The sequence below is a fragment of the Paramagnetospirillum magnetotacticum MS-1 genome, from assembly GCF_000829825.1.
Taxonomy (GTDB): Bacteria; Pseudomonadota; Alphaproteobacteria; order Rhodospirillales; family Magnetospirillaceae; genus Phaeospirillum; species Phaeospirillum magnetotacticum.
The window spans coordinates 952,420-978,464 of the sequence record NZ_JXSL01000030.1; the positions used below are offsets into that span (position 1 = coordinate 952,420).

Annotated in this window: 26 protein-coding genes; 12 read left to right on the plus strand and 14 right to left on the minus strand. The window is 65.5% G+C overall.

Annotated elements, in window-relative coordinates; all coding sequences use genetic code 11:
• The first annotated feature begins 69 nt into the window (after positions 1 to 69).
• From hisB to CCC_RS17035, 6 genes are all read left to right on the plus strand, one after another.
• The gene (gene hisB / locus CCC_RS17010) at positions 70 to 669 is read left to right on the plus strand and encodes an imidazoleglycerol-phosphate dehydratase HisB (RefSeq protein WP_041042159.1); all 600 of its coding nucleotides are present in this window, start codon (positions 70 to 72) and stop codon (positions 667 to 669) included.
• A gap of 31 nt (positions 670 to 700) precedes the next feature.
• Complete coding sequence (gene hisH / locus CCC_RS17015; protein ID WP_009870247.1) at positions 701 to 1,351, plus strand: imidazole glycerol phosphate synthase subunit HisH; 651 nt, start codon at positions 701 to 703, stop codon at positions 1,349 to 1,351.
• Between the two features lies 1 nt (position 1,352).
• Positions 1,353 to 2,072, plus strand: a complete 720-nt coding sequence (gene hisA / locus CCC_RS17020) for a 1-(5-phosphoribosyl)-5-[(5-phosphoribosylamino)methylideneamino]imidazole-4-carboxamide isomerase (protein WP_041042161.1) — start codon at positions 1,353 to 1,355, stop codon at positions 2,070 to 2,072.
• Positions 2,073 to 2,076: 4 nt separating this feature from the next.
• Positions 2,077 to 2,835, plus strand: coding sequence for an imidazole glycerol phosphate synthase subunit HisF (gene hisF, locus CCC_RS17025; RefSeq protein ID WP_009870244.1), 759 nt, complete (start codon positions 2,077 to 2,079; stop codon positions 2,833 to 2,835).
• A gap of 83 nt (positions 2,836 to 2,918) precedes the next feature.
• Positions 2,919 to 3,248 (plus strand): phosphoribosyl-ATP diphosphatase, encoded by a 330-nt coding sequence (locus CCC_RS17030; protein ID WP_009870243.1) that lies wholly within the window; start codon positions 2,919 to 2,921, stop codon positions 3,246 to 3,248.
• Positions 3,249 to 3,271: 23 nt separating this feature from the next.
• Positions 3,272 to 3,640, plus strand: a complete 369-nt coding sequence (locus CCC_RS17035) for a histidine triad nucleotide-binding protein (RefSeq protein WP_009870242.1) — start codon at positions 3,272 to 3,274, stop codon at positions 3,638 to 3,640.
• A gap of 148 nt (positions 3,641 to 3,788) precedes the next feature.
• Here CCC_RS17035 and CCC_RS17040 read toward each other — a convergent pair whose 3' ends face one another.
• From CCC_RS17040 to CCC_RS21330, 3 genes are all read right to left on the minus strand, one after another.
• The gene (locus CCC_RS17040; protein WP_009870241.1) at positions 3,789 to 4,400 is read right to left on the minus strand and encodes a hypothetical protein; all 612 of its coding nucleotides are present in this window, start codon (positions 4,398 to 4,400) and stop codon (positions 3,789 to 3,791) included.
• Positions 4,401 to 4,537: 137 nt separating this feature from the next.
• Positions 4,538 to 6,052 (minus strand): YifB family Mg chelatase-like AAA ATPase, encoded by a 1,515-nt coding sequence (locus CCC_RS17045; RefSeq protein ID WP_009870240.1) that lies wholly within the window; start codon positions 6,050 to 6,052, stop codon positions 4,538 to 4,540.
• A gap of 108 nt (positions 6,053 to 6,160) precedes the next feature.
• A complete protein-coding gene (locus CCC_RS21330; protein ID WP_009870239.1) occupies positions 6,161 to 7,264 on the minus strand; it encodes an FKBP-type peptidyl-prolyl cis-trans isomerase in 1,104 nt (367 codons plus the stop codon).
• Positions 7,265 to 7,581: 317 nt separating this feature from the next.
• Here CCC_RS21330 and CCC_RS17055 point away from each other — a divergent pair, with 317 nt between their 5' ends.
• Positions 7,582 to 8,739: a hypothetical protein gene (locus CCC_RS17055; protein WP_009870238.1), complete on the plus strand. Its 1,158-nt coding sequence runs from the start codon at positions 7,582 to 7,584 to the stop codon at positions 8,737 to 8,739.
• 710 nt (positions 8,740 to 9,449) lie between these two features.
• On the opposite strand, the gene gshB is transcribed toward CCC_RS17055, so the two are convergent.
• The 5 genes from gshB to rsmI are packed head-to-tail and all read right to left on the minus strand — an operon-like array spanning position 9,450 to position 13,203.
• On the minus strand, positions 9,450 to 10,394 hold the full coding sequence (gene gshB, locus CCC_RS17060) for a glutathione synthase (RefSeq protein WP_009870237.1): 945 nt from the start codon (positions 10,392 to 10,394) through the stop codon (positions 9,450 to 9,452).
• Positions 10,395 to 10,409: 15 nt separating this feature from the next.
• The gene (locus tag CCC_RS17065; protein ID WP_009870236.1) at positions 10,410 to 11,258 is read right to left on the minus strand and encodes a SirB1 family protein; all 849 of its coding nucleotides are present in this window, start codon (positions 11,256 to 11,258) and stop codon (positions 10,410 to 10,412) included.
• 3 nt (positions 11,259 to 11,261) lie between these two features.
• On the minus strand, positions 11,262 to 11,861 hold the full coding sequence (locus tag CCC_RS17070; RefSeq protein ID WP_009870235.1) for a BON domain-containing protein: 600 nt from the start codon (positions 11,859 to 11,861) through the stop codon (positions 11,262 to 11,264).
• A 59-nt stretch (positions 11,862 to 11,920) separates the two neighbouring features.
• Positions 11,921 to 12,310: a YraN family protein gene (locus CCC_RS17075; RefSeq protein ID WP_009870234.1), complete on the minus strand. Its 390-nt coding sequence runs from the start codon at positions 12,308 to 12,310 to the stop codon at positions 11,921 to 11,923.
• Positions 12,307 to 13,203: a 16S rRNA (cytidine(1402)-2'-O)-methyltransferase gene (gene rsmI, locus CCC_RS17080; RefSeq protein WP_009870233.1), complete on the minus strand. Its 897-nt coding sequence runs from the start codon at positions 13,201 to 13,203 to the stop codon at positions 12,307 to 12,309. Before rsmI ends, CCC_RS17075 begins: the two co-directional genes overlap by 4 nt.
• 35 nt (positions 13,204 to 13,238) lie before the next feature.
• On the opposite strand from rsmI, the gene CCC_RS17085 reads away from it, so the two are divergent.
• The gene (locus CCC_RS17085) at positions 13,239 to 14,654 is read left to right on the plus strand and encodes a penicillin-binding protein activator (RefSeq protein WP_041042165.1); all 1,416 of its coding nucleotides are present in this window, start codon (positions 13,239 to 13,241) and stop codon (positions 14,652 to 14,654) included.
• A gap of 1 nt (position 14,655) precedes the next feature.
• Here CCC_RS17085 and hemW read toward each other — a convergent pair whose 3' ends face one another.
• From hemW to rph, 3 genes are read right to left on the minus strand one after another with little or no spacing between them, the layout of a single operon-like run.
• Positions 14,656 to 15,783, minus strand: a complete 1,128-nt coding sequence (gene hemW / locus CCC_RS17090; protein ID WP_009870231.1) for a radical SAM family heme chaperone HemW — start codon at positions 15,781 to 15,783, stop codon at positions 14,656 to 14,658.
• 14 nt (positions 15,784 to 15,797) lie between these two features.
• The gene (gene rdgB, locus CCC_RS17095; protein ID WP_009870230.1) at positions 15,798 to 16,406 is read right to left on the minus strand and encodes an RdgB/HAM1 family non-canonical purine NTP pyrophosphatase; all 609 of its coding nucleotides are present in this window, start codon (positions 16,404 to 16,406) and stop codon (positions 15,798 to 15,800) included.
• The gene (gene rph, locus CCC_RS17100) at positions 16,403 to 17,122 is read right to left on the minus strand and encodes a ribonuclease PH (protein ID WP_009870229.1); all 720 of its coding nucleotides are present in this window, start codon (positions 17,120 to 17,122) and stop codon (positions 16,403 to 16,405) included. Before rph ends, rdgB begins: the two co-directional genes overlap by 4 nt.
• Positions 17,123 to 17,258: 136 nt before the next feature.
• Here rph and hrcA point away from each other — a divergent pair, with 136 nt between their 5' ends.
• Together hrcA and grpE are read left to right on the plus strand one after the other, a co-directional pair.
• Positions 17,259 to 18,323, plus strand: coding sequence for a heat-inducible transcriptional repressor HrcA (gene hrcA, locus CCC_RS17105; protein WP_009870228.1), 1,065 nt, complete (start codon positions 17,259 to 17,261; stop codon positions 18,321 to 18,323).
• Positions 18,324 to 18,355: 32 nt separating this feature from the next.
• Positions 18,356 to 18,967: a nucleotide exchange factor GrpE gene (gene grpE / locus CCC_RS17110; protein ID WP_009870227.1), complete on the plus strand. Its 612-nt coding sequence runs from the start codon at positions 18,356 to 18,358 to the stop codon at positions 18,965 to 18,967.
• 138 nt (positions 18,968 to 19,105) lie between these two features.
• On the opposite strand, the gene CCC_RS22580 is transcribed toward grpE, so the two are convergent.
• Positions 19,106 to 19,273, minus strand: coding sequence for a hypothetical protein (locus CCC_RS22580; protein ID WP_009870226.1), 168 nt, complete (start codon positions 19,271 to 19,273; stop codon positions 19,106 to 19,108).
• Positions 19,274 to 19,276: 3 nt separating this feature from the next.
• Positions 19,277 to 20,074 carry a 4-hydroxy-tetrahydrodipicolinate reductase gene (gene dapB / locus CCC_RS17115; RefSeq protein ID WP_041042167.1) on the minus strand — a complete coding sequence of 266 codons (798 nt, stop codon included), beginning with the start codon at positions 20,072 to 20,074 and terminating at the stop codon, positions 19,277 to 19,279.
• A 161-nt stretch (positions 20,075 to 20,235) separates the two neighbouring features.
• On the opposite strand from dapB, the gene CCC_RS17120 reads away from it, so the two are divergent.
• Together CCC_RS17120 and CCC_RS17125 are read left to right on the plus strand one after the other, a co-directional pair.
• Positions 20,236 to 22,317, plus strand: a complete 2,082-nt coding sequence (locus CCC_RS17120; protein ID WP_041042169.1) for a putative bifunctional diguanylate cyclase/phosphodiesterase — start codon at positions 20,236 to 20,238, stop codon at positions 22,315 to 22,317.
• Positions 22,318 to 22,538: 221 nt separating this feature from the next.
• Positions 22,539 to 23,639 (plus strand): DUF3426 domain-containing protein, encoded by a 1,101-nt coding sequence (locus CCC_RS17125; protein ID WP_009870223.1) that lies wholly within the window; start codon positions 22,539 to 22,541, stop codon positions 23,637 to 23,639.
• Between the two features lie 6 nt (positions 23,640 to 23,645).
• Here the strand turns inward: CCC_RS17125 and CCC_RS17130 are convergent, their stop codons facing one another.
• A complete protein-coding gene (locus CCC_RS17130; RefSeq protein WP_009870222.1) occupies positions 23,646 to 25,967 on the minus strand; it encodes a DUF4175 domain-containing protein in 2,322 nt (773 codons plus the stop codon).
• Between the last annotated feature and the right edge of the window lie 78 nt (positions 25,968 to 26,045).

Consider the following 26,045-nt stretch of genomic DNA (forward strand, 5'->3'; position numbering starts at 1 on the left):
TTGCGGACGCTCGCACTGGCATGCGGGCCGCATTCCTGATACTAAACGGGGCAGATTATGGAGGCTCCCATGCGCAAGGCTGCCATCACGCGCAATACCACCGAGACCAGCATCAAGGTTGCCGTCGATCTGGACGGCAGCGGCAAATACGCCGTGAAGACCGGGGTGGGTTTCCTCGACCACATGCTGGAGCAACTGTCCCGGCATTCCCTGATGGATCTGGAGGTGGAGGCCAAGGGCGACCTGCACATCGATGCCCATCACACCACCGAGGATGTGGGGATCAGTATCGGCCAGGCCGTAGCCCAGGCTTTGGGCGACCGCAAGGGCATCCGCCGCTATGGTTCGGCCTATGTGCCCATGGACGAGGCGCTGACCCGCGTGGCGCTGGATCTGTCCAACCGTCCCTATCTGATCTGGAAGGTGGCCTTCGGCGGCGACAAGCTGGGCACCATGGACACCGAGCTGTTCAAGGAATGGTTCCAGGCTTTCGCTCAGGCGGCGGGCGCGACCTTGCATGTGGAAAGCCTGTACGGCGATAACGACCACCATATCGTGGAAAGCTGTTTCAAGGCCCTGGCCCGCGCGCTTCGCGAGGCGGTGGAGATCGACCCGCGCAAGGCCGATGCCGTGCCGTCCACCAAGGGGACGCTGGGAGGCTCGCTTTGAGCGCCGCGTCGCGTCGCGGGGGAGGATCTTTGTGAGCGGCATCGTCGCCATCATCGATTACGGCTCGGGCAATCTGCGCTCGGCGGCCAAGGCCTTCGAGCGGGTGGTGGCCGAGGCCAGCCTCAATCTCGAGGTGGCCGTCACCAATGATCCCAAGGTGGTGGAAAGCGCCGATCGCATCGTTCTGCCCGGCGTCGGCGCCTTCGCCGATTGCCGCGCCGGTCTTCTGGCCCTGCCGGGCATGGCCGAGACGCTGACCGAGCGGGTGCTGGCTCAGGGCACGCCGTTCTTCGGCATCTGTGTCGGCATGCAGCTGATGGCCAGTATCGGGCGCGAGCATGGCCTGCATGCCGGATTGGGCTGGATCGCGGGCGAGGTGGTGCCGCTGGGCGTTGAATCCCAGGGCCTCAAAGTGCCGCATATGGGCTGGAACCAGTTGGTTCCCGACGGATTGTCCCATCCGCTGCTGGCGGGGCTGGAATCCGAGTCCCATGCCTATTTCGTCCATTCCTACAAGTTCGAGACCGCCAATCCGGCCCATCGCCTCGCCCATGTGGACTATGGCGGAGCGGTGACCGCCGTGGTCGGGCGCGACAATATGGTCGGCACCCAATTCCATCCCGAGAAGTCCCAGATCACGGGGCTCAAGGTGATTTCCAACTTCCTGACGTGGAAGCCATAAGATGTTTCTGTTCCCCGCCATCGACCTCAAGGACGGCGCCTGTGTCCGGCTCAAACTGGGCTTGATGGAAGAGTCCACGGTGTTTAACACCGATCCTGGCGCCCAGGCCCGCGACTTCGCCGCTGCCGGTGCCGAGTGGATCCATGTGGTCGATCTCAACGGCGCCTTCGCTGGCAAGCCGGTCAACGGCGCCGCAGTGGACAGCATCCTCAAATCCGTTTCGGTTCCGGTTCAGTTGGGCGGCGGCATCCGCGAGATGGCCACCATCGAGGATTGGCTGGCGCGCGGCATCCGCCGGGTGATCCTCGGCACCGTGGCGCTGAAGAACCCGGCCCTGGTCAAGGAGGCCTGCAAGTGCTTTCCCGGCCGGGTGGCTGTGGGCATCGACGCCAAGGGCGGCAAGGTGGCGGTGGAAGGTTGGGCCGAGACCTCGGATCTCACCGTGCTGGAATTGGCGCGCAAATTCGAAGATTGCGGCGTCGCCGCCCTGATCTACACCGATATCGACCGTGATGGCGTTCTGGCCGGACCCAATGTGGCGGCCACCGCCGCCCTGGCCGATGCCATTTCCATTCCGGTGATCGCCTCGGGCGGGGTGTCGAGCCTGGACGATTTGCGGGCGCTGAAGGCTTACCCCAAGCTGGAAGGCGTCATCTCGGGCCGCGCCATCTATGACGGGCGCATCGACGTGGCCCAGGCCATCGCCCTGTTGAAGGCCTGAGCCCATGCTCAAGATGCGCATCATCCCCTGCCTGGACGTCAAGGACGGCCGCGTGGTCAAGGGAGTCAACTTCGTCGATCTCATCGATGCCGGTGATCCGGTGGAGCAGGCCAAGCTTTATGACCGGGCCGGAGCCGACGAACTGACCTTCCTCGACATCACCGCCAGTGTTGATAACCGCGACACCATCTATGACGTGGTGCGCCGCACGGCGGAGCAATGCTTCATGCCGCTGACCGTGGGCGGCGGGGTGCGGGTCAATGAGGATATCCGCAAGCTGTTGCTGGCCGGGGCCGACAAGGTCTCCATCAATACGGCGGCCGTGCACCGTCCCGAATTCGTCAGCGAGGCGGCCGAGAAGTTCGGCCGGCAGTGCATCGTCGTGGCCATCGACGCCAAGCAGACGGGTCCCGACAAGTTCGAAATCTTCACCCATGGCGGCCGCAATCCCACCGGCATCGACGCGGTGGAATGGGCAAAGCGCATGACCGAGTACGGGGCAGGCGAAATCCTGCTCACATCCATGGACCGTGACGGGACCAAGCAGGGCTTCAACATCGCGCTGACCCGCGCCGTGGCCGATGCCGTCACCGTGCCGGTGATCGCCTCGGGCGGGGTGGGCAATCTCGATCATCTGGTGGAGGGCATCCGCGACGGCCACGCCACCGCCGTGCTGGCCGCCTCCATCTTTCATTTCGGAACCTATACCATCGCCGAGGCCAAGGCCCATATGCGGGCTGCGGGAATTCCCGTCCGTCCGTGAAGGGCGTGACAGGCCGGTGTCCATCTGCTAGTACCACCCCCAGGAAAGATGACGGTCTGGAAGCTTTATAAAGAGAGGGTGCCGTGGCGCAGGACAGCAATATTCTCGAGGAACTGTACACGGTGATCGCCAGCCGCAAGGGCACCGATCCCGACAAGTCCTATACCGCCAAGCTGTTCGCCCGCGGGCGCGGCAAGATCGCCCAGAAGTTCGGCGAGGAGGCGGTGGAAACCGTGGTCGCCGCCTTGTCCGAGGGCAAGGACGAGCTGGTGGGCGAAAGCGCCGATACCCTCTATCATCTGCTGGTGCTATGGGCCGATTGCGGCGTCGAGCCAGCCAAGGTCTGGGCGGAACTGGCCCGGCGCACCGGGACTTCTGGCATTGACGAAAAGAAGTCGCGCGCCAAGAAGTGACCTTTCCTGCGAGGGAGAAAGCCATGGCCTACGATTCCAACAATATCTTCGCCCGCATTCTCCGGGGCGAAATTCCCTGCAAGAAGGTGCACGAGGACGACCATACCCTGGCCTTCCACGACATCAATCCCCAGGCGCCGGTTCATATCCTGGTGATCCCCAAGGGCGCCTATGTCTCCATGAACGATTTCTCGGCCCGCGCCAGTGATGCCGAGATCGCCGGTCTGGTTCGCGCCGTGGGCAAGGTGGCTGAAATGGCCGGGGTTACCGCCGATGGCTGGCGCATGCTGAGCAATATCGGCGAGAACGGCCATCAGGAAGTGCCCCATCTGCACATCCATATCTTCGGCGGCTGCAAGCTGGGCCATATGCTGCCCCGCACCGGGGCTTAAGGGCCGATACGGGGCTTTGCCCCGGCCCCATCGGGAGGCATGCCTCCCGAACCCTCTTTTTATTTTAAGAAACAAGGGGGGGGGGTCCGGAGGCTTGCCTCCGGGCGGGAATGGGCGGCAGCCCATATATCAAACCGAAACGAGCCAGTTATTCCGCCGCTTCCAGACCGCGCGCCGTTTCCAGAAGGACCTGGCGGATATGATTGACCTGGCCGACCGAGGGCTGGGGCAGATCGCCCACGGGCCGCATCATGCAGCCGTGCCAGACCCGCTGGCCCTCGGGGCCTTCCAGATAGGCGCGCAGCAGTTTCAGCGCGCCTTGAAGGGTCTTGACGGTGCGCAGATCGGCATAGAACTGGTCCCAGGTCAGATTGTTGCCGTGCACCACCATCAGGGCCTGGATGATGGTGCGGCAATGGCGCTCGAAGGCATCCAGACGCTTTTCCAGGGCATGGCCCAGGAATTCGAAATAGTTGGGCAGGTAGTCGCGCTGCAGCACCATGCCGTCGCCGGTCAGCAAATGCTCGAAGGGCCGGACCATCAGGCGGTGGAAAGGGTTCGAGCGGGCTCCCACATTGCCCTTGGGCAGCTGGTGGAATTTACGGCAGGATTCTTCCTGGCGGATATAGGCGGCGTCCAGAACCATGCTGCCGCCACAGATCAGGGCGGCGATGCGTTCAAGATCATGCAGCGAAACACGGTCATCCTCGGCCTTTTCCCGGGCCAAGGTCATGATCACATCGGTGACGATCATCGCCATGTCATGGCAACGCCGCTTATCCCTGGATTGCGCACAGGCATTCATCGGGTCTTAACCCCATTTCCCACCGGCTGTTGGAGCATGGGGCCGGGCACGCAAAAGGCGCAATACCCACAGAAGTCATAGGGCTATAAGTCTCAGCCCGGACGACCCGGCATCAGCCGTCGGTATGAGAGGGCCTCGGCCACCTGCAAGCGCCCGATGGTTTCCACCCCCTGAAGGTCGGCCAGGGTGCGGGCGACGCGCAGCACCCGGTGCCAGCCGCGCGCCGACAGGCGCATGCGCTCGGCCGCCTCGGTCAATAAGCGGCGCCCAGCTTCGTCGGGAGAGGCTACCTGCATCAGCAATTCGCCATCGGCCTCGGCATTGGTGCGGATATTGGTGTCGCGGTAGCGATCCAGCTGCAGGGCACGGGCGGCGGCGACGCGGGCCGCCACCTCGGCGCTGCCCTCGGCGGGCGGCGGCAAGGAGAGATCGGCGGGACTGACCGCCGGGACCTCCACATGCAGGTCGATGCGGTCGAAAAGGGGGCCGGAGATCTTGGACTGATAATCCTGGCCGCATTTGGGCGCCTTGTTGCAGGCCAGGGCCGGGTCGCCCAGATGACCGCAGCGGCAGGGATTCATGGCCGCCACCAGCTGGATGCGGGCGGGATAGGTGACATGGGCATTGGCGCGCGCCACCACGGCGCGCCCTGATTCCAGGGGCTGGCGCAGCGCTTCCAGGGCGCCGCGCTGGAATTCGGGCAATTCGTCGAGGAACAGAACGCCGTTATGAGCAAGGGAGACCTCGCCCGGACGGGCACGCAGCCCGCCGCCCACCAGGGATGGTACGGAAGCGGAATGATGAGGGTCACGAAAAGGGCGCCGGGTCAGCAGGCGGCCCTCAGCCAGTTGCCCCGCCACCGAGTGGATCATGCTGACCTCCAGGGCCTCGGCGGGCTCGAGCGGCGGCAGCAATCCGGGCAGGCGGGCGGCTAGCATGGACTTGCCCGAGCCGGGCGGGCCCATCATCAACAGGTTATGGGCCCCGGCGGCGGCCACTTCCAGGGCGCGCTTGGCGGATTCCTGGCCCTTGATGTCCATCAAGTCCAGCAGCTTGCCCTCGTCCTCCATGCGCCGGGGGGCGGGACGGGCCAGGATCTGGCTGCCCTTGAAGTGATTGATCAGGCCCAACAGGGAAGGGGCGGCCAACACCTCCACCTCGCCTGCCCAGGCGGCTTCGGAGCCCTGGGACTGGGGGCAGATCAGGCCGCGATCCGAGGCATTGGCGGCGATGGCGGCGGGCAGAACCCCGGCCACGGGGGCGATGGAGCCGTCCAGGCCCAACTCGCCCAGCGCCACATAACCCATGAGCTCGTCGGCGGGCAGAACCCCCATGGCCCCCAGCAGCCCCAGCGCGATGGGCAGATCGAAATGGCTGCCTTCCTTCAACAGATCGGCGGGCGCCAGATTGACGGTGATGCGCTTTGGCGGCAGAGCCAGCCCGATGGCGTTGAAGGCGGCCCGCACCCGCTCGCGGCTTTCTCCCACCGCCTTATCGGGCAGCCCCACCAGGGTGAAGGCGGGCAGGCCCGCGGCCACCTGCACCTGGACGTCGATGTCCAGGCAGTCGATGCCGGAAAAGGCGACCGTATTGGTACGGGTGGTCATAAGCAGGCAGCTTCCCCCAAAAAGAGCAGGGGATCATACCCTTTGTATGCAATGGCTGCCACCGGGTTCGGCGGGGCCGGGCAATTCAGTTACGAGGCCCCGACCCTGCTATTTCCCGGCTTCTGGCGATAAGGACAGACCTTTCAGATCCTTGTCGACGACCGGTCGGACCCGGAATGCGGTCAGGACCATCACCAGGAAGGGCAACAAAACCATCAGCGGGATGCCCAGGGCGAAGAGAATCGCCAAATCCAAGCCTATGATCGTCAACAGATCGGACAGGCGCTCCATGTGAAACAGGGCGACCACGGTATAGACGAGGACCGCGAGGACCGAAAGGAGCCCACCGCCGAAGGAAATGGCGTTTTCAAGGCGGCTGGGATTCAGATTGGGCGAAAAGTCGAAGAACAGGAATTGGTAACCCCAGCGTTTGATCGCCTTGCCGATGACCGATGGCGCGGCGAAGCTCCAGGCGATCCACAGCGCGACGATGACGCCGCAGCTTATCTCCCAGCCGTGATAGCCAAGCCAAGCCGCGACGGCGGGTAACAGGAACAAGGGTGCCAGCCAGCACAGCTTGTGGGTCTGGGAACGGAAGACGAAGCGCAGACGGGTGCCGAGCTGAGGCAGATAGGTACTTTCGACCAAACCCGCGGCTTCGGCCTCGGCCAGGATGGCCGCTTCCGCCGCGCTTTCCGCTTCGGCCTTGGATTGGGCGATGGCCCGGTTCTTCACCATCACGTCCCGCATGGCCTGGTTCAGGGCAGCGATTTCGGCGGCGATCTCTTCGGGGGTGGCCGAGCGCACGTCCATCACCGTCGCGGAAAAGACCAATGTCTTGCCCGCCAAGGGATGATTGGCGTCCAACTGGATGTTCCGGTCATCGACCGCGATCACACGGTATGGCAGGGCGACGCCCTCATACTCTCGCTCCAGCGTTTCGCCGACCTTGGCAGGCGCCTCGACGCAATCTGGCGACACGGCCGTGACCAGGGCGGCGTCATAGGTTCCGAAACCGTCCTCGGGTGCCAGCGTCACCTGAATGCACTCGCCGACACTCTTGCCGTCGAGGGCCGCTTCCAGCTTGGGTAAGAGTCCGCCGTGTCCGCCATGCAGATAGCGTATGGGCTCGGCCCCTTGGTCGAGAATGACACCATCCAGGCTGGTGACCTTCAAGCGTAAGGTGACGACGACATTGCCTTCGATCTTCATGACGTGACCTCGGGATGATCCCCCTGTTGCGGGAGACCCCCTGTTGCGGGAGACAAGGACACCCGAAGTGCCACAACCCGCCGCAACCGGCAAGCCGAGGAAGGGCCGCGTGCGGGGTTGGGATGGAAAAATCGTACTCTGCCGCCCGCTCTCGTTTCTGTCGTCTTACAAGGTGGGCTGGGGGCTTGTAGGTATTTACTGCAACTAGTACCCGTATCTAAATTGCCTATTTAGTGCCATAAGAGTAACGGCCCTTCGCCCCGATACCTTGGGCGGCAAATGAAAGCGGCCGCGATCTGAGAGGCAGTCGGGCGCGGATGAGCAAGAGCATCTTCACGGATCGTCACGCTTTCGAGACCTTGGCGGCCTCATTACTGAAATCCAATCCATCGGGCAGTTTCGGCAAGCTGCATGTGGTGACCGTCGATCACGGCGATAATGAGGCCGAATGGGCGCGCATCCTGCCCAAGGCCGCCATGATCGCGGAAAGCATCATCGGCTCGCGGCTTTCCCACGATGATGTCTGCCTAAAAATCGGACAGGGACAGTACATGATGCTGTTTCCCAGCATGTCCGAGCAGGAAGGGCTGGTCCGTGCCGTTGCTATCGCCAGCGAGATCAAGGGACGCCTGTTCGGTGAAACCGGCGGCGGGATCGATGTCACGGCCAAGGTGCTTCCCCTGACCCGTCTCCAACAACGCGGCGCCGTCACCGCCGCCGAGGCGATGGACAATGTGCTGACCCGGCATAGCCTTCATAACGGCATCGATCTTGACGTTGTGTATCAGCCGGTATGGAGCGCGTCCCGGCAGGAAGTCGTCGGGAACCGGGCCCGCATCCGGCGTCATTTCAATGGTCAGGACATGTTCGAGAACGCCGTGCTGTTCGGTGGAGAGCAAGATCCCCTGGCCGTGGACGGCGATGCGGTTCTGCTTCGCTCGGCCAGTCATCTGGCCAGGATCGGCGGGGTGCTGTTTCTTCCCCAGGCCATCAACGATCACGCCATGACCGACGTCGTCCAGATTGCCGCCCAGATCCGGCCCATGGTCGAGTTGCGCAAGGGGCCTCTGGTCATCGAACTGGCCGGTGCGGTCGCTTCCATCGCTCACGGGCGTTTGCGGCAAACCATCGCCACGATCCTGGATTGCGGCGCCAAGGTGGCGGTGCGAACCGTGCCCGACGTGGACACCGCCAAATTCCTGGCCAAGTGCGGTGTGAATTTCCTCTGTCTCAACGTGGCGCAGATCCGCATGGCGGGCCTGACGCCTTCGGCCATTCTGGCTCTCGCCACCGTCTTCGCCCACGAGACCCGTGGCCTGGGATTTCAACACTGCCTGTGGAATTCCACGGTGCCCAACAACGTCAAGCGGGCGGTGGATTTAGGGTTCGAGCTGTTCTCAGGTCCGGTGGTGGGCGAGCATGGCGAGGTGGCAGTCGCCCCGCACGCCTTGCCGAGCGGCAAGCTCTTCTCCTAAGCGCGGATTGATCCGAAGACAACCTGTCGGCGAGTGCATTAACTTGACCGACTGGTCGGTACGTCTGGACGGCAGGTTCATTTCGCCCGCGGGATCAGGGGAAGTCCGGATGGGCGGATGGGGGTCTTTATCCCTCCGCGCAGCAGTCTCGAAAGGTCGGGCCGGACCGCTTTTAAAGCTTCGTTCGGAAGTAGAGAGCCAGCGACCACCTGGCCGCGGTGGTCAGGGGCCACACTATTCAAGCCAGGCGGGCAGGCGTCATGGGCTTTCCTGGCCAGTCACGTCCGGCCTCGGGACCAGGAGGGGTCGTGACAGGGCGATGGGACAAGGCTTTGGGACGCACCGGCGCGCAGAGGTCGCCTACCCAAAAATCCCTTCGATCGCCGAAAAGAAGTGGCGCTCCGATCGCGGCCTTTATGGCGAGGTTTCATCCTTGCCGATGCCAGACGTGCCTTTTGGACCGGGCGGGCATGGAGAGTAGGAAATTATACCGCTAGCTGGGCAAGGAGCCTTCAACCGTGTTTGGGTCGAAGAAATGCCAGGGGAAAATGTCCCGGCGGCCCCAACCGCAAATGCAGTTGAGTGGGGCGCGAGGGGCGAATCTCCCAACCACAAATGCAGTCGCAGACGGCCGACACGGTGCGCCGCAACTGCATTTGTTGGTGCCTTTCAGGATAAATAAAGGATTCTCAGCCTGTTGTCCGACAGTGCTAAACCGCTCTGCGAAGCTCGATGGCGTCCCAGATCAGACCCTCGATACACACGCCATCGAACCGATCGATCTGCTGGATACCGGTGGGTGAGGTCACGTTGATCTCGGTGAGGTAGTCGCCGATGACGTCGATACCCACGAAAATCAGGCCGCGCTCCTTGAGCGTCGGGCCGATGGCGGCGCAAATCTCGCGCTCGCGCTCGGTCAGGGTCGAAGGTTTGGCGGTGCCGCCCACATGAAGGTTGGAGCGGGCCTCGCCTTCGGCCGGGACGCGGTTGACCGCGCCCACCGCCACGCCGTCCACAAGAATGATGCGCTTGTCGCCTTGGCGCACTTCGGGGAGATAGCGCTGGACCATCACCGGCTCGCGGTAGATCTGGGTGAACATCTCCAGCAGGGAATTGAGATTCTCGTCGCCCGGAACCAGATGGAAGACGCCCGCCCCGCCATTGCCGAACAGCGGCTTGACGATGATGTCCTTGTGCTCTTCCCGGAAATCCATGATCTGCTCGCGGTCCGAGGTGATCAGGGTGGGCGGCATCAGATCGCCGAAATGGGTGACCAGCAGCTTTTCCGGCGAATTGCGCACATGGGTGGGGTCGTTGACCACCAGGGTGTGGGGATGGATGTGGTCCAGAAGATGGGTGGCGGTGATATAGGCCATGTCGAAGGGCGGGTCCTGGCGCATCAACACCACGTCCATGCTGGCCAGATCCACCAGCCGGGCCTCTCCGAGCGTGAAGTGATCCCCTTTGGCGCGCCGCACGCTGAGCGGCCTGATACGGGCCAGGACGCGGCCATTGCGCAGCGCCAGATCCCTGGGCAGGTAATGGAACAGGGTATGGCCGCGCTTCTGGGCCTCCAGCGCCAGGACGAAGGTGGAATCGGCATCGATGTCGATGGACTCGATGGGATCCATCTGAATGGCGACGTTAAGGCTCATCGGGGGGACCTTTGTTCAGTGTATCCGGCGTTTCAGCTCGGCCAACAGGGCCAGGGTGCGGGCCTTGGCCTGGGCGTTGGGTGTGCGGCCGAGGAATTGTTCCAGGGCCGCCACCGCCTGGGCCGTGTGGTCTAGGCGCATGTGCATCAGCCCGGCTTCCCGCCACAGCAGGCAGGTGTCGGGCGCCACCAGCAGCAGGGATTCAACCATGGACAGGGCGCGTTCCACATGGCCCAGGCGCAGCAGCCGCAATTTGGCGGCATTGCCCAGACGCAGCAGCAGATCGCGGTTGCTCATGGCGGTGTAATGGGCGGGTTCCAGTTCGGCTTCCAGTCCGGCCGCGGCTTTCAGCATGGCGCGCAGATCGGGAGGGGTGAGGACCAGGCCGCCGCCCAGGGGATCGACGATGGCCCGGCTTCCGCTGGGAAGGCCAAGACGCAGCAGGAAATGGGCGGGAAAGGCCAGGCCCTCGGCCACCATCCCGGCCCGCCGGGCAATGGTCAGCGCCAGTAGGCCCAGCGCGTCGTTGCCGCCGCGCCGTTGATCCATGACGGTCAGCAGGTCGAGATCGCCAAGATCGTCGTCGTCGCGCTCGTCGCCCTGAAAACGGTGGCGGCGGCCCAGCAGATGGAACAGCCTGGCCGCCAGACTTGCCGCGTCGGGGCAATCCATGGCCTCGGCCCGTAATTCAGCGGCCATGCCGTCCAGCCGGGCGAGATAGGGGGTGACATCGAGAAGGCTGCTGCTGCCCGCCCGCCCTAGGGCGGCCAGCAACAGCAGAGATTCCGCCGGGTCCAGGTCACAATCCTCCATCCGGCCAAGGGCCGTCAGGCGGTCGCGGACCAAGATGGCGGCTTCGCTCATGGATCAGCCCCCGTTCCGCCTGGGATCGGTCTTCAGGCGCACATGGTTGATCACCCGTTTCACCCCGCTGACGTCGCGGGCATGGGCGATGACCCGGTCAAGCTCGGCGCTGCTCTGGGCGATGCCCAGCAGATAGACCACGGAATCGGTGACGTCGATGACGTAGTTGATGTTCCTCACGTCGGAATCGGTGAGCAGGCGGGCCTTGAGCTTGTTCTGAATCCAAAGATCATTGGCCTGATCCCAGCCCGACTCGCCCGCTGCGACCACCTGGATCTCGTTCAGGACTTCCTTGACCCCGGTGGCCTGCCAGGACAGGCGCACCGCATCGGCGCGGGCCTGATCCGTGGCGACCACGCCGGTCAGCATCACCCGGCCTTCCGAGATGTTGAGATTGACCTTGCGGTACATCTCCACATCCTTCTGGAACCACAAGTGATTGATTTCTGTGCGGATCTTCAGGTCGTCGACAGCGCCGTCGAGGCCGCGCTCCTCGGCGGCGGCCACACCCGCCGAGGCGCCCGCGCCCACCACGGTGGCGGCGCAGCCGGACATCAGGCCGCCCATGGCGGCCAGGATCAGGACATTGAGCAGCGGACGCACGGGTAACTCCCTCTCAAGACGGCGATATGTCTGCGGCAGTGTAAGGCCGAGAAGACTCTCTAATCAATTCTCCAAGCGTCGGGGATATGGCGGGGCAGACGCCAAGGGGCGATCAGCACCATATCGAAGCGCATGCCGCAGCCGGACAGTTCGGGGCGCCGCGCCAGGAAGGCAGCGGCGCTGCGCTCGATCCTCTGTCTTTGGAAAGGGCTAAGGGATTCAATGGCTTGGTCCATGGTCGCACGGCTCTTGACCTCGACAAAGGCCACCAGATCGCCGCGCCTTGCCACCAGATCCACCTCACCCGCCCCCGATCCCCGGCCGGATTTCAGCCCTTGGGCCAGGATTACATAACCTTTGAGTCGCAGCCAAAAGGCCGCCAGTCTCTCCGCCGCCTTACCGCGCCGTTGAGCCGCCTGACGGGAGGCCGAGGGGCCATAGGCATTCATTCCTCGTTGCCCCCTCGGAACAGTCGCAGCGCCGTGGCATAGACATCGCGCCTGGGATGACCGGTTTCCGCCGCCACCAGGGCGCTGGCATCCTTGACGGAAAGACCATTTTCTCTTTCGGCGCGTAATCTGCCCTCGATATCCTGGGGCGTGCCGGCAGTGTTGCCGGGGGCGCCGACCACGATGGCCACCTCGCCCCTGGGCGGCGTTTGGGCAAAGCGGGGGGCAAGATCGGACAAGACGCCCCGGACCACCTCTTCATGCAGCTTGGTCAGTTCACGGGTGACGGCCGCTTCGCGATTCCCCAATACGGTGAGCATGTCGGCCAGGGACTCGCCCGTTCGATGGGGGGATTCGTAAAAGACCAGACTGGCCGGGACCTGGGCCAGTTCCTGCAGCGCGGCCCGGCGGGCGGTGCCCTTGGAGGGCAGGAAGCCCGCGAACAGGAAACGCTCGGCGGCAATGCCTGATAGTTGCAAAGCCGTCAGCACCGCCGAGGCACCCGGCAGGGCGGTGACCGGGATATTCGATTCGATACAATCCCGAACCAGCTTGAATCCGGGATCGGAGACCATGGGGGTCCCGGCATCGGAAACCAGGGCCACCACCTCGCCCCGGCCCAGGCGGGCCAGCAGGGCGGGCCGCGCCTTGTCGGCATTGTGGTCATGATAGGGCGTAAGCGGGCTTTTGAGCCCGAGAAGCTGCATCAGGCGGCCGGTGACGCGGGTATCCTCGCAGGCCACCAGATCGGCATGGCCCAGCACCTCCAGGGCGCGCAGCGTGATGTCGCCCAGATTGCCGATGGGGGTGGCGACCAGATAAAGCCCGGCGCTTGGTTTACTTCCGCGTGCCCAAGGTCTACTTTTTGCGTCGGTCTCGCCGCCGGGCTCCATGGCTCCGGGGCCATCGTCCGAGGAGGAGGGTTCCCTTGCGCCGTCGCGGCTCTTTCCGGCACTGTGCCGTTGTCCTGCCATTGCTTGCCGCCATGCTGATGGTGTCGGGCTGTCAACAAGCGTCAGAGTTACCACCTTGGGCGGGCGGAACCAAGCCCGCTCCCCAGGCGCAGCCCGCGCCTTTGCCCTCGCCTCCTCCTCCGGCTTCGGCTTCGGCCAAGGCGGTTCCGGCCCCCAAGCCCGCTCCGGCTCCGGCCGCTGCGCCGGTTGCCGCACCCACCCCTGTCCCGGCCCCTGCTCCCGCTCCCGCCGCCGAGCCGCAGGCCCAGACCGCCACTCTGCCTCCCGCCGCCGAGGCGATGCACGGCGCCGCTCCGGCCAAATCGTCCCATCAGGGCGAGGTGCGCGCCGCCCTGCTGCTGCCCCTGTCGGGACCGCAAGGGGCCATCGGCCAGGCGCTGTCCAATGCCGCCCAGCTGGCGCTGTTCGAAATATCCGATGCCAAGTTCAATCTGATTCCGCTCGACACCAAGGGAACTGCCGAGGGTGCCGCGGCGGCGGCCCAGACGGCCATGACCCAAGGCGCCGATATCGTGCTGGGCCCGGTGTTCAGCTATGAGGTCAAGGCGGTGGCTCCGGTGCTGCGGGATCAAGCCATTCCGCTCCTGGCCTATACCACCGACCGCAGCGTGGCCGGGTCCGGGGTCTATGCCCTGGGTTTCCTGCCCGGTCCCCAGGTGGCGCGTGTCCTGGCCCATGCCCGCGAACAGGGACTGCGCCGCATCGGCGTATTGGCCCGCTCCGACGATTACGGCCGCGCCGTGGCCGATGCCGCCAAGGAGGCTACCGCGCTTCAGGGCCTGGAACTGGTGGCCGTGGAGTATTACGACCCCGCCGCCACCGACTTCACCCAGGTGGTCAAGCGCTTCTCGGCGCGCAAGGGGATCAGCTCCAAGGGCGTCACCGGCTCGGCCTATGACGCGGTGCTGCTGCCCGATGACGGGGTGCGGCTCAGGAATATCGCGTCGCTGCTGTCTTACTATATGAGCGAAGGCGGGGCCCAGGTGCCGCGCCTGCTGGGCACCTTGCTGTGGGACGATCCCAAGCTGGCCTCCGAGCCCGCCCTGGCCGGGGGTTGGTATCCCGCGCCGCCCGCGGCCGCGCATATGGAGTTCGAGCAGCGCTATGCCAAGGCCTTCGGCGCCCTGCCGCCCCGCCTCAGCGGTCTTGCGGGCATCGCCTATGATTCCACCGCGCTCGCCGCCGCCCTGGCCCGCAACGGCACCGGCGATTATGGCTCGGCCCGGCTGCAAAGCCCCAGCGGCTTTGCCGGGGTGGATGGGATCTTCCGCCTGGGCGCCAACGGCATCGCCGAACGCGGCCTGACCATCAAGGAGATCGCGCCCACCGGATCGCGCGAAGTGGGCGCGGCGCCGAGTTCGTTTCAGTAGCTCAGGCCAGTAGCTGGCCCAAGACGGCATTGAGCACCAGCCGTCCTCGGTCGGTGGTGCGCAGGCCCCGTGCGTCTTGCACCAGGAAGCCGTCCGCGATCATGCGGGCCAGGCCTTCGGCATCCAATACCTGACGCACCTCGGCCAGCAAGGCGGGCCCAAGGCCGTTTCGCAGCCGTAATCCCATCAGCACCAGTTCGGACAGCCGCTCGGCGGGGTCGAGGACGTAGCGGGTTTCGGTGGCGTGGCCTTGCGACTCCACCTGGGCCAGCCAGGGACCGGGCGAACGGGTTTGGGCCAAAGCCTCGCCGCCAAAGCGGCCATGGGCGCCGGGGCCGATGCCCAGCCACGCGCCGCCCTGCCAATAGGTGAGGTTATGGCGGCATTGGGCGTTCGCTCGGGCGTGGTTGGAGATCTCATAGGCGGGCAGCCCGGCCCGTTCGCACATCTCCTGGGTGAGTTCGAACTGGGCCGTGGCCTCGTCCTCGTCGGGCAGGGCGAAACCGCCACGGGCATGAAGGGGGGCAAAGGCGGTGCCGTCCTCGATGGTCAGCTGGTAGAGCGACAGATGCTCGCCCGCCAGATCGAGGGCGCGGGCCAGCTCGGCCCGCCACTGCGCTTGCGTCTGGCCGGGGCGCGAATAGATCAGGTCGAAGGAGACGCGGGGAAAGGTGGCTTGGGCCAGGCTCAAGGCCGCCAGGGCCTCGTCCACCGAATGGCGCCGCCCTAAAAAGGCCAGGGACTCCGGGTCCAGCGCCTGAATCCCCAAGGACAGACGGTTGACGCCTGCGTCGCGGAAAGCGCGGAAGCGGTCGGCCTCCACGCTGGTGGGATTGGCCTCCAGCGTCACTTCCAGATCGGGGCCTGAGGCCCAGCGGCTTTTCACCATGGCGATCAGGGCGCCCGCCGTTTCAGGCTCCATCAGCGACGGCGTGCCGCCGCCGAAAAACACGCTGGTGGGGGTGCGGTCAGGCGTTTGGGCTGCGAAATGATCCAGTTCGGCCAACAGGGCCTTGCGCCAGCGCCCATGATCCACGGCGAGGCCCGCATGGCTGTTGAAGTCGCAATAAGGGCATTTGGACAGGCAGAACGGCCAGTGGATATAGATGCCGAAGCCGGGAGAGGTCATGGGCGAGTGCCCAATTAGTTCCCAACCCCGAAACACGCCGCGACCAGCTTGGTGAAGGCATCGGCCCGATGGCTGATGGCGTGCTTGGCCGCCGCATCCATCTCGCCGAAGGTGAGGATTCCGTCCTTGGGCAGGAAGATGGGATCGTAGCCGAAGCCGTTCTCGCCCTTGGGCGGCCAGACGATATCGCCTTCCACCACGCCTTCGAAGGTCTCGCAATGGCCGTCGGGCCATGCCAGAGCCAGGGCGCAGACGAAGCGGGCGCTGCGGTCCTTTTCCTCGCCCAGCGCCGACTGGACCTTGGCCATGGCAAAGGCGAAATCCTTGGCTTGCCCGGCCCAGCGGGCGGAATAGATGCCGGGCGCGCCCGCCAGGGCATTTACCGCCAGACCAGAATCGTCGGCCAGCGACGGCAGGCCCGAGGCGGCGGCCGCCGCGCGGGCCTTCAGCTCGGCATTGGCGACGAAGGTGTCGCCGGTTTCTTCGGGTTCGGGCAGGCCCAATGCGCCAGCCGAGACCACTTCGGTGCCGAAGGGGGCCAACAATTCGCCGATCTCGCGGACCTTGCCGGCATTGTGGCTGGCGATGACCAGACGGCCACCCTGGAACCGGCGCGCGGTCATGACAGCCCCAGGGCTTTCTTCTGGGCCTCGACCAGTTGGCGGATGCCCGCTTCGGCCAGATCGGTGAGTTCCAGGAACTGAGCGCGCGAGAAGGGGCGCTCCTCGGCGGTGCCTTGAATCTCGACGATGCCGCCGTTGCCGGTCATGACGAAATTGGCATCGGCCTGGGCGTTGGAATCTTCCGGGTAATCGAGATCAAGGACGGCGGTGCCCTCATAGATGCCGCAGGAAATGGCGGCGACATGGTCGGTCAGCGGAATCGCCTTCAACAGTTCCAGCCGTACCAGACGCTGGAAGGCCAGATGCAGGGCCACGAAGGCGCCGGTGATGGAGGCGGTGCGCGTGCCGCCATCGGCCTGCAACACGTCGCAATCGATCTTGATCTGGCGCTCGCCCATGGCGACAAGGTCGGTGACCGAACGCAACGAACGACCGATCAGGCGCTGAATCTCGTGGGTGCGGCCCGATTGCTTGCCCTTGGCGGCTTCGCGGTCGGTGCGGGTATGGGTCGAGCGCGGCAGCATGCCGTATTCGGCGGTGACCCAGCCCTTGCCGGTATTGCGCAGGAAGGGCGGCACCTTCTCTTCCACCGAGGCGGTGCACAGCACATGGGTGTCGCCGAATTTGGCGATGCACGAGCCCTCGGCATGGCGCGACACGCCGGTTTCCAAAATGACGGTGCGAAGCTGGTCGGGGGCGCGGCCGGACGGTCTCATGCTTAATATGGTCCTCTCGAAGGTGAAGAGGCGGCAAGCTACCTCCATATGGTGGGTGCCGTCCACAATCTCGACCCCCCGACATTGACGAGGGGGCAAGGCGCCACTAGATTTTCGCCGCACCGGAGAATGCCATATGCCTCGGACCAAGGGTCCCGTCATCACCGAGCTGAATGAGAGATCGCGGGAAATCTTCCGCCAGATCGTGGAAGCCTATGTGGAAACGGGCGAGCCCATCGGCTCGCGCACCCTGTCGCGGCGCCTGACCTTGTCGCTCTCGCCCGCCACCATCCGCAACGTCATGGCCGATCTGGAAGATTTCGGCCTGCTTTACGCGCCCCACACCTCGGCCGGGCGGCTGCCCACCCAGGCGGGCATGCGCCTGTTCGTCAACGGATTGCTGGAAGTGGGCCGCATGGCCGAAGAGGAGCGCTCGGCCATCGATGCCCAATGCCGGGCGGCGGGACGCTCCATGGAACAGGTGCTGGGCGAGGCGCTGGGCGCTCTGTCGGGGTTGAGCCGCTGCGCCGGCGTGGTGGTGGCGCCCAAGATTCAGCGCATGCTCAAACATGTGGAATTCGTCTGGCTGGGCCGCAACCGCGCCCTGGTGGTGCTGGTCACCGAGGACGGCATGGTGGAAAACCGCCTGCTTGATCTGCCCGATGGCGTCGAGATGTCCACCCTGGTCGAGGCGGGCAATTACCTTAACGCCCGTCTGGCCGGGCGCTCGCTGGACGAGGTCAAGGACGTCATCACCGCCGAGCTGGAGCAGCAACGCAGCCTGCTGGATTCGCTGACCAAGCGGGTGATCGAGGCCGGGCTGGCCACTTGGGCGGGGGGCGACAATCATTCCGCCCTCATCGTGCGCGGCCAGTCCCATCTCTTGGAAGACGTCACCGCCGTTGAGGACTTGGAGCGCATCCGGGGCCTGTTCGAGGCGCTGGAGACCTCCGAGCAGTTCCTCCGTCTGGTGGATCTCACCCAGGTGGCCGACGGGGTGCAGATCTTCATCGGCGCCGAAAGCGATCTGTTCGGCGTCACCGGCTGTTCCATGGTGGTGGCGCCTTATCGCGACGCGCGCGAACGCATCATCGGCGCCATCGGCGTGATCGGCCCGCAACGCATCAATTACGCCCGCATCATTCCCATGGTCGATTATACCGCCAAGGTCATCGGCCGCCTGATCGGGCCGCCCGCCTGACCCTAACCTCAAGATATCGAGAGAGCCTTATTATGACCCAGGATCAGACCGCCGAGCAGACGCCCGCCGCCGAAAGCGCCGATCAAAGCGCCGATCAGGGCCCGGCCGCCGAATCCGCCGCCGCGGCACCCGCCGAATCCGAGCGCATCAAGGAGCTGGAGGCGGAAATCGCCAAACTCAAGAACGACGTGCTCTATGCCAAGGCCGAGACCGAGAATACGCGCCGCCGCCTGGAGCAGCAGGCCGAGGATCGCGGCAAATACGCCATCTCCAATATCGCCAAGGATGTGCTGGGCGTGGCCGACAATCTGCGCCGCGCCCTGGATTCCGTGCCCCAGGCGGCCCGGGAAGGCAATGAATCGCTCACCGCGTTGACCACCGGCGTCGAGATGACCGAGCGCGAATTGCTGGCCACCTTCGAACGCTACGGCATCAAGATGGTGGAGGCGCAGGGCGCCAAGTTCGACCCCAACCTGCATCAGGCCATGATGGAAATGGAAGATCCCAGCCAGATCGAGGGCACCGTGGTGCTGGTCATGCAGGCGGGCTACACCCTGCATGACCGTCTGCTGCGCCCTGCTTTGGTGGGTGTCGCCAAGGGCGGCCCCAAGGGCGGCGGCGGTAACGTGGACACCAACGTCTAAGTCAGGCGGGTCATCGACGCGGGGTTCCCGCCCCGGCCCCGGTTGGAGGTGAACCTCCAAACCTCCCTTTATTTTATCCATAAAAAGAAAGGGGGGCCGGGGTTCGCCCCGGATGGGTTTGGGCGATAGCCCAATAAGCTATCTTAGGGCCCCATAGGTCAGCGCACCCAGCAAGATGGCCAGGGCGATCATCATGCCGTAGAAAATCTTGCGCGAGAACGCCACTTCCTCGGGCGAGCTGTGCTCCCAGGCCTTGTAGCGGCGGCCGGTGGGGGGTGGCGCGGGCTGGTGGTGTTCATCGCTCATGGATCACAGCCCCAGGACGTCGCGCATGGAATAAAGCCCCGGGCTTTGCGTCGCGGCCCACTGGGCGGCGCGCACCGCGCCCTTGGCGAAGACGGTGCGCGACGATGCCTTGTGGGTCAGTTCCACCCGCTCGCCTTCGGCTGCGAACATCACCGTATGGTCGCCCACCACATCGCCGCCGCGTAAGGTCGCGAAACCGATCTCGCCCTTGGGGCGCGCCCCGGTATGGCCGTCGCGGCTCTTGCACCACCGGCTGTCCAGGGCCACCTGACGCCCCAAAGCGGCGGAGCGGCCCAGGCCGAGCGCCGTGCCGCTGGGCGCATCCACCTTGTGGCGATGATGCATCTCGACGATTTCGATATCGTAATCCTCGCCCAGAATGGCGGCGGCGCGCTCGGTCAGCGCCATCAGCAGATTGACGCCGACGCTGAAATTGGGGGCGTAGACCATGGGGGCGGCCTTGGCGGCCTCGGCCAGCCTGGCCTCGTCGTCCTTGGACAGGCCGGTGGTGCCCACCACCAGAACCTTGCCCGTTTCGGCGGCCATGGCGGCGTGGGCCAGGGTGGCGGCGGGCGCGGTGAAGTCGATGACCGCATCGGAAGCCTGGAACAGGGCCCGCGCATCGGCGCCCACCAGGGCGCCCACCGGCTCGCGGCCCAGCAGGGTGCCGAGATCACGGCCCAGGACCTCGGCCCCGGCCCGTTCCGTGCCGCCCGACAGGGTGCAGCCTCCGGCGGCCAGCACCGCCTCCATCAGCATCCGGCCCATGCGCCCATTGCACCCGACGATTCCGATCCTCATGGCCTGATCCCTTTTCAAAACTGGCCTATCTTCATAAGGTCACGGTGCCGGGAAATCCAGCATAGAGAGACAAAAGTCAGGTGAGCACCGGATTGTGTTGCGGTGCATAAACTGACAGTGGCACTGTCCCAGTTGGAAGTGGTCCAACGGATTCGGACGCCATGAGTGGAGATGTGCTGGTGATGGCCCGAAAGAACGACGATCTCGGCGGCTATCGCTCGCTGTTCGAGAACGCGGTCGAGGGCATCTACCGCACCACGCCCGACGGGCGTTACCTGGACGCCAATCCGGCCCTGGCCCGCATCTACGGCTACAAGGACCCGGCGGAACTGATCGCCGGACTGACCGATATCGCCCGTGGGCTTTACGTCGATCCTGCCGACCGCGACCGGTTCCGCGAGATTCTGGCCCGCGACTCGGTGGTGAGCAATTTCGAAGCCAGGGTCAGGACGCGCAGCGGTGAGATCATCTGGATCGCCGAGAATGCGCGGGCCGTCACTGACGGCCGCGACCGTCTGGTCTGTTACGAAGGCACGGTCCAGAACATTACGGCACGCAAGCAGGCCGAGGAATCCCTGCGTCTGGCCGCCACGGTGTTCGAGACGGTGGGCGAGGCCATCGTTGTCACCGATGGCCAGCGGCGTATCCTGGCGGTCAATGACGCCTTCGAACGCATGACCGGATGGAGCGCCGCCGAAATGGTCGGCCAATCCTGCGATCTGCTGGCCGTCGAGATGATCGGCCTGCGCGAGGTGGACGAGATGTGGCGACTGGCCGCCGGGACCGGCCAGTGGTCGGGTGAGACCTGGACGCGCCGCAAGGAATCCGAGCCCTTTCCCGCCGCCCTGGCCCTGACCGCGGTGGACCAGGGGATTGATGGGCGCTTCGTGCTGCTGCTGCGCGACATCACCCGCAAGCGCCGTGACGAGCAGCGCATCCGCTTTCATGCCAGCCACGACGCCCTGACCCGCCTGCCCAACCGCCATACGGTGATGGAAGCCTTGGGCGAGTCCATCGTCCGGGCGGATCAGACCGGCGAACGCCTGGCCGTTCTGTATCTCGACGTCAACCGCTTCAAGGATATCAACGACAGCTACGGCCATGGCGTGGGCGACGAGTTGCTGCGCCAGGTGGCCAGGCGTCTGAAATCCTGCGTGCGGGCCAGCGACGTCATCGGCCGCCTGGGCGGCGACGAATTCGTCATGCTGCTGCCCAGTGTCGGCGATCATTCGGCGGCCCAGGCCTGCGCCAACAAGGTGCTTTATGCCTTCGCCGAGCCTTTCGACATGGAAGGGCTGCAACTCTTCGCCGGAACCAGCATCGGCATCGCCTTATATCCCGACGATGCCGACGGGGCCGAAAGCCTGCTGTCGCGGGCCGATGCCGCCATGTACCACGCCAAGCGCGGCGGACTGCCCTATAGCTGTTTCGATATAGAAATGGACCGCCAGGTGGCCGAGCGGGTCAGTCTGGAGAACGATCTGCGCCTGGCTTTGGGCGAGGATCAGTTCCGTCTGGTCTACCAGCCCAAGGTCGATGCCCTGTCGGGTGCCATCGTGGGCGCCGAGGCGCTGATCCGCTGGCGTCATCCGATGCGGTCCGATGTCTCGCCCGGTCTGTTCATTCCCGTGGCCGAGCGCGCCGGGCTGATCGGGGCCATCGACGATTGGGTTCTGGTGGAAGCCTGCCGTCAGGTGGCCGAATGGCGGGCGGCGGGGCTGAATCTGCCGTCCATCAGCGTCAATCTGTCGCCCGCCCAGTTCCATGACGGGCGGTTGAAGGACAAGGTCAAGGCGGCGCTGGCCGATTCGGGCCTGTCGCCCTCGGTTCTCGAACTCGAGATCACCGAGACCATGATGGCCAGCGATGTGGACCGGGCCATTGAGATTCTGGGCCAGCTGAGTGCGCTGGGCGTGCGGGTGTCGCTGGACGATTTCGGCACCGGCTATTCCTCTTTGGCCTATCTCAAGCTGTTTCCCGTCTCCACGCTGAAGATCGACCGCGCCTTCGTCACGGAATTGCCCGGCAATGCCAAGGATGGCGCCATCATCGCCTCGGTCATCGCCCTGGCGGGCAATCTGGGCTTTTCGGTTATCGCCGAAGGGGTGGAAACCCGCGATCAGGCTGCCTTCCTGGCGGCGCGCGGCTGTCCGGTGATGCAGGGTTTCCTGTTCTCGCGTCCGGTCAATGCCGCCACCTTCGCCGCATTGCTCTCCAATCCGGAAGGATTGATCCGTCTTTAGAACGCGATGCAGACAATCCGCATCACGTTCTAAACCTTGGTTTTGCCCTTGCCGGGCGCAGGCTTCGCCTGCTTGGCCGCGGCCTCAATGGCCGCAAGTCACGACGCGCGTCAGATTTGACGCACGCGGTTCCAACGTCTTAAACACCGGAATCTGTAGCCGCTTGTGTTGATCCCGGCTCCAGCCTATAAGAAGTAAATCTTTTCCGGTGCTTGCAGACCATGCTGATCACCTGTCCCGCCTGTGGAACCAACTTCTCCATCCCCGACAGCGCGCTCGGAGCCACTGGGCGCAAGCTGAAATGCGCCAAATGCGCCCATAAGTGGTTTCAGGCGCCGCTGCTGCCGGAGGATGACGACGATACCGACCTGGATCTGGCCGGGCCGTCCTTCGCGCCGCCCGGGCCGGAAATTCCCGATTTCAGCAAGGTGTCGGGATTCAATCCCGTCCGCGACGATTCGGTCTTCGACGCGCCGCGCCCCGCCGCCCGCGCGCCCGCGCCCACCGCCGCGGACGACGATTTCGATCTGGATGCGCCGCCGGTTCCCACCTTCGCCAACCGCATGCCGCCCGAAGAGGGCATGGAGCGGCCCAGCGAAATCGATTTGATGGACGACGAGCCCCAGCCGGTGCCCGACCTGTTCTCCACGGCATCCCATGAGGGCAAGAAGGGGACCGGTGTCCTGTGGGTCCTGCTGGTTCTGCTGATTCTTGGCGGATTGGGCGGTGCCGGATATTACTTCCAGGACCAACTGGTCGAGGCGGTGCCCGAGGCCGGGGAATTGCTGGGCCAGGCCGGGCTTCGCCGGGAAAAGCCCGGTGCCGGGCTGGAACTGCGCAAGGCCGGAACGCCGGAACGCTTCGTTCACAACGATACCGACGTGCTGGTGGTGCGCGGCATCATTGCCAATATCACCGACCGCACTCGCCCGGTTCCGACCATGAAGCTGGTGCTCATGGACCGCAACAAGCAGGCGGTGCAGGAAAAGCTGTCCCAGGCGCCGGTGGCCGAACTGGCCCCCAACGGCACGGCCAGCTTCAAGATCATGCTGGAACGGCCCGATCCCAACGCCGTCGAGGTGGTGGTGGTCTTCGTGGATGTGGGCGAGGCCAAATCGGCCGCCGTCCCTCCGCCGGTCCCCATGGCTCCGGCTCCGCCGCCCGCTCCGGCTCCGGCGGCTCCCGTCGTCGAAGCGCCTGCTGCCGTTCCGCCCGCGCCCGCAATTCCGGCTGTGCCTGCCGAGACCGCGCCTCCCGCGCCTTCGGCTGCCCCGGTTGCTTCCCCCGCGGCTCCGGCCCCGCCGCCCGCTGCGGCCAAGTAGTCGGCCTCAGTACGGCTTGAGCAGACGTTTGAGGTAATCGCGCTCCGGTTCCGGCCGGCCGGTGTCGCCGGATCTGCGCCGCAATTCCTGCAAGATTTCCCGCGCCCGCATGGTGTCGGATCGGCCCGGCACCTTGGTGCGGCCGTCATCGGCGAAGCTGGAGCCGTTAAGGGCCCGGCCGAAGGGATCGCGGGGCACAAGGCCGGGAGAGCCCTTGCCCTGGGCGGCTTCCATGCGTTCCATCATCTGGCGGGCGCCATCCTGCAGACGCTTGACCGCCTCGGCCTGCTGCTCGGCGGCATCGCCCCATTCCCCTTCGGACAGACTGGATTCGGCGCCCCGCATGGATCGTTGCGCTTCTGCAAGGGAATCGGGGGGCTGGGGCATGGATTTGGCCAGCTGTTCAAGAGCCTGACGCAGCGCCTTTTGCTCGGCCGCGTCCTTGCGGGCTTCGGCGGTTTCGCGGGCCGATGGCTTGCGTCGAGGCATGGGCATATCCTCGTCGGGCGCCATCTGATCGTCGGGCGGGGGGGCCTTGCGGAAACTGCGGTCCAGCAGATCCTGCTGGCGCTGGGTGAGATCACGCAGGCGGCGCATGGCTTCGGCGGCGGCCGGGTCGGCGCCCCGGCCTTTGCGGGGCGTGCCCATCTCGGCCAGCATCCGCGACAGCTGTTCCAGCCTGTGGCGCAGGCCCTCGCGGTTGCCAGTCTCGGCCAGACCGCGCAGATGGTCGAGCATCTCGGCCAGATCGGCGGCGGGGGTACCGCCATCGGGCGGTATGATCGACTCCTCCAGGCCCAGTTCGGCCAGGGCCTCCATCCACTGTTCCATGGCGGCCCGCAATTGCTCCACCAGACGCGCCAGTTCGGCCGGATCGGCCTTGTCGGCCAGGGCGCGATCCAGACGGTCGCGGGCTTCCTCCAGAGTCTTCTCGGCGGCGGGCAGGCCGCCGTCTTCCAAACGGGTGGCGGCGTACCACAGCAGGGACCGCATGCGGTCGCGCTCGAAATCGTCTCCCATCAGCATGTGGCGGGTGACCGAGAGGGCAAGGAAGACCCGCTCATCGCCGCCGAAGGCGTCGGGCTGGCCAAGGATCTGGCGCAGTTCCTCGGCGATTTCCGGCCCTTGGCGCGGCGCGGCGCTCAATTGCTTGCGCCAGGAGATCAGGGCGCGGGCCAGAACATTGCGGAATTCTCGCTCGGGCAGGACGGTCTCCACCGGGGCGGTCTCGCCCACCTGGCCCGCGCCGTCTTCGGCCTTGAACGTCAGGCGCACCTTGGCGCCCGCCCAGTCGTGGTCGGCCAGATCGGCGCGCAAGCTCAGCCGGGCCTGTCGCGGTCTGTCGCGGGGAAGGGTGAGGTCGAGGCGCAGCGGCTCGGCCCGGCCTTCGACGGGGAGAATTTCGATCCAGGCCCGCGTCAGTCCATAATCGTCGCTGGCTTCCACCTCGGCCAGCAGACGGCCCCGCTCGTCGCCCTTGGGCGGCTGGGTGATGGCGATGGAGGGTGGCTGATCGGCTTGCAGCGTGATGGGCCAGGAGGCGGCCATGCGCAGACCAAGGCGCACATCCAGGCTGGGACCCGATTTCAGGACCAGTTCGGCGCGGCCATCCTCGGCGAACAGCGCGGCGTCGCCGCCCGCCGACAGGGCCGAGCCGGTCCAGCCGCGCCACGAGGTGACGGCACGGGCCCGGCTGCCTGCCGGGACGGTGACGGCGCCCTGGCCGGGTTTCAGCAGGGTCTGGCCCAAACCGGTATAAGCGGGGGGCACGATCCACACTTCGAGAGTGTCGGAGTCGAGAGCCGGGCGATGGGAATAGGGATCGACGGCGCGGGCCAGCCGTTCGGACAGATCAGACCTTGCCCCGGCTGCGGCGATGATCAGCAGCAGCAGCACGGCGAAGCGCAGGCCCAGGGGATCACGGGCGGGAAGGACCGGGTCGGGCCAACCGGGGCGCAGGCCCAGGGCTTCGCGCTCCATGCGGGCGCGGTGAGCCTGCCACAGGGTCCCGTCGCCGGTCGCCAGACGATCGGCCAGCATGGCCAGGGGGCGGTGAGCGACGTGGGAGTCCCGTTCCAGCCGCCGCGCCACCTCTTCGGCGGAGGGGCGCTCCACCCTCCAGGCTTTCCACAGCAGGACGGCAATGGCCAATGCGAAAACCGGCGCAAGGGCGGCATGCAGCCAGAAGGGCAGCAGCGGAGCCGCATCGAACAGGGCCAGCGCCAGGAACAGGGCCAGCAGGGATAAAGCCGCAGCCAAAGGCGGCCACGCTCTCTCCCACAGCAGCGCGAGGCACGTCAGGCGCAGCTTGTGGGAGAGGGCGAGCATGGTTAGGCGGCCATCGGGGCTTTCGCCCCAGACCCCAATCGGGAGGCGGGGCCTCCCGAGCCCTCCCTTCTTTTGAAA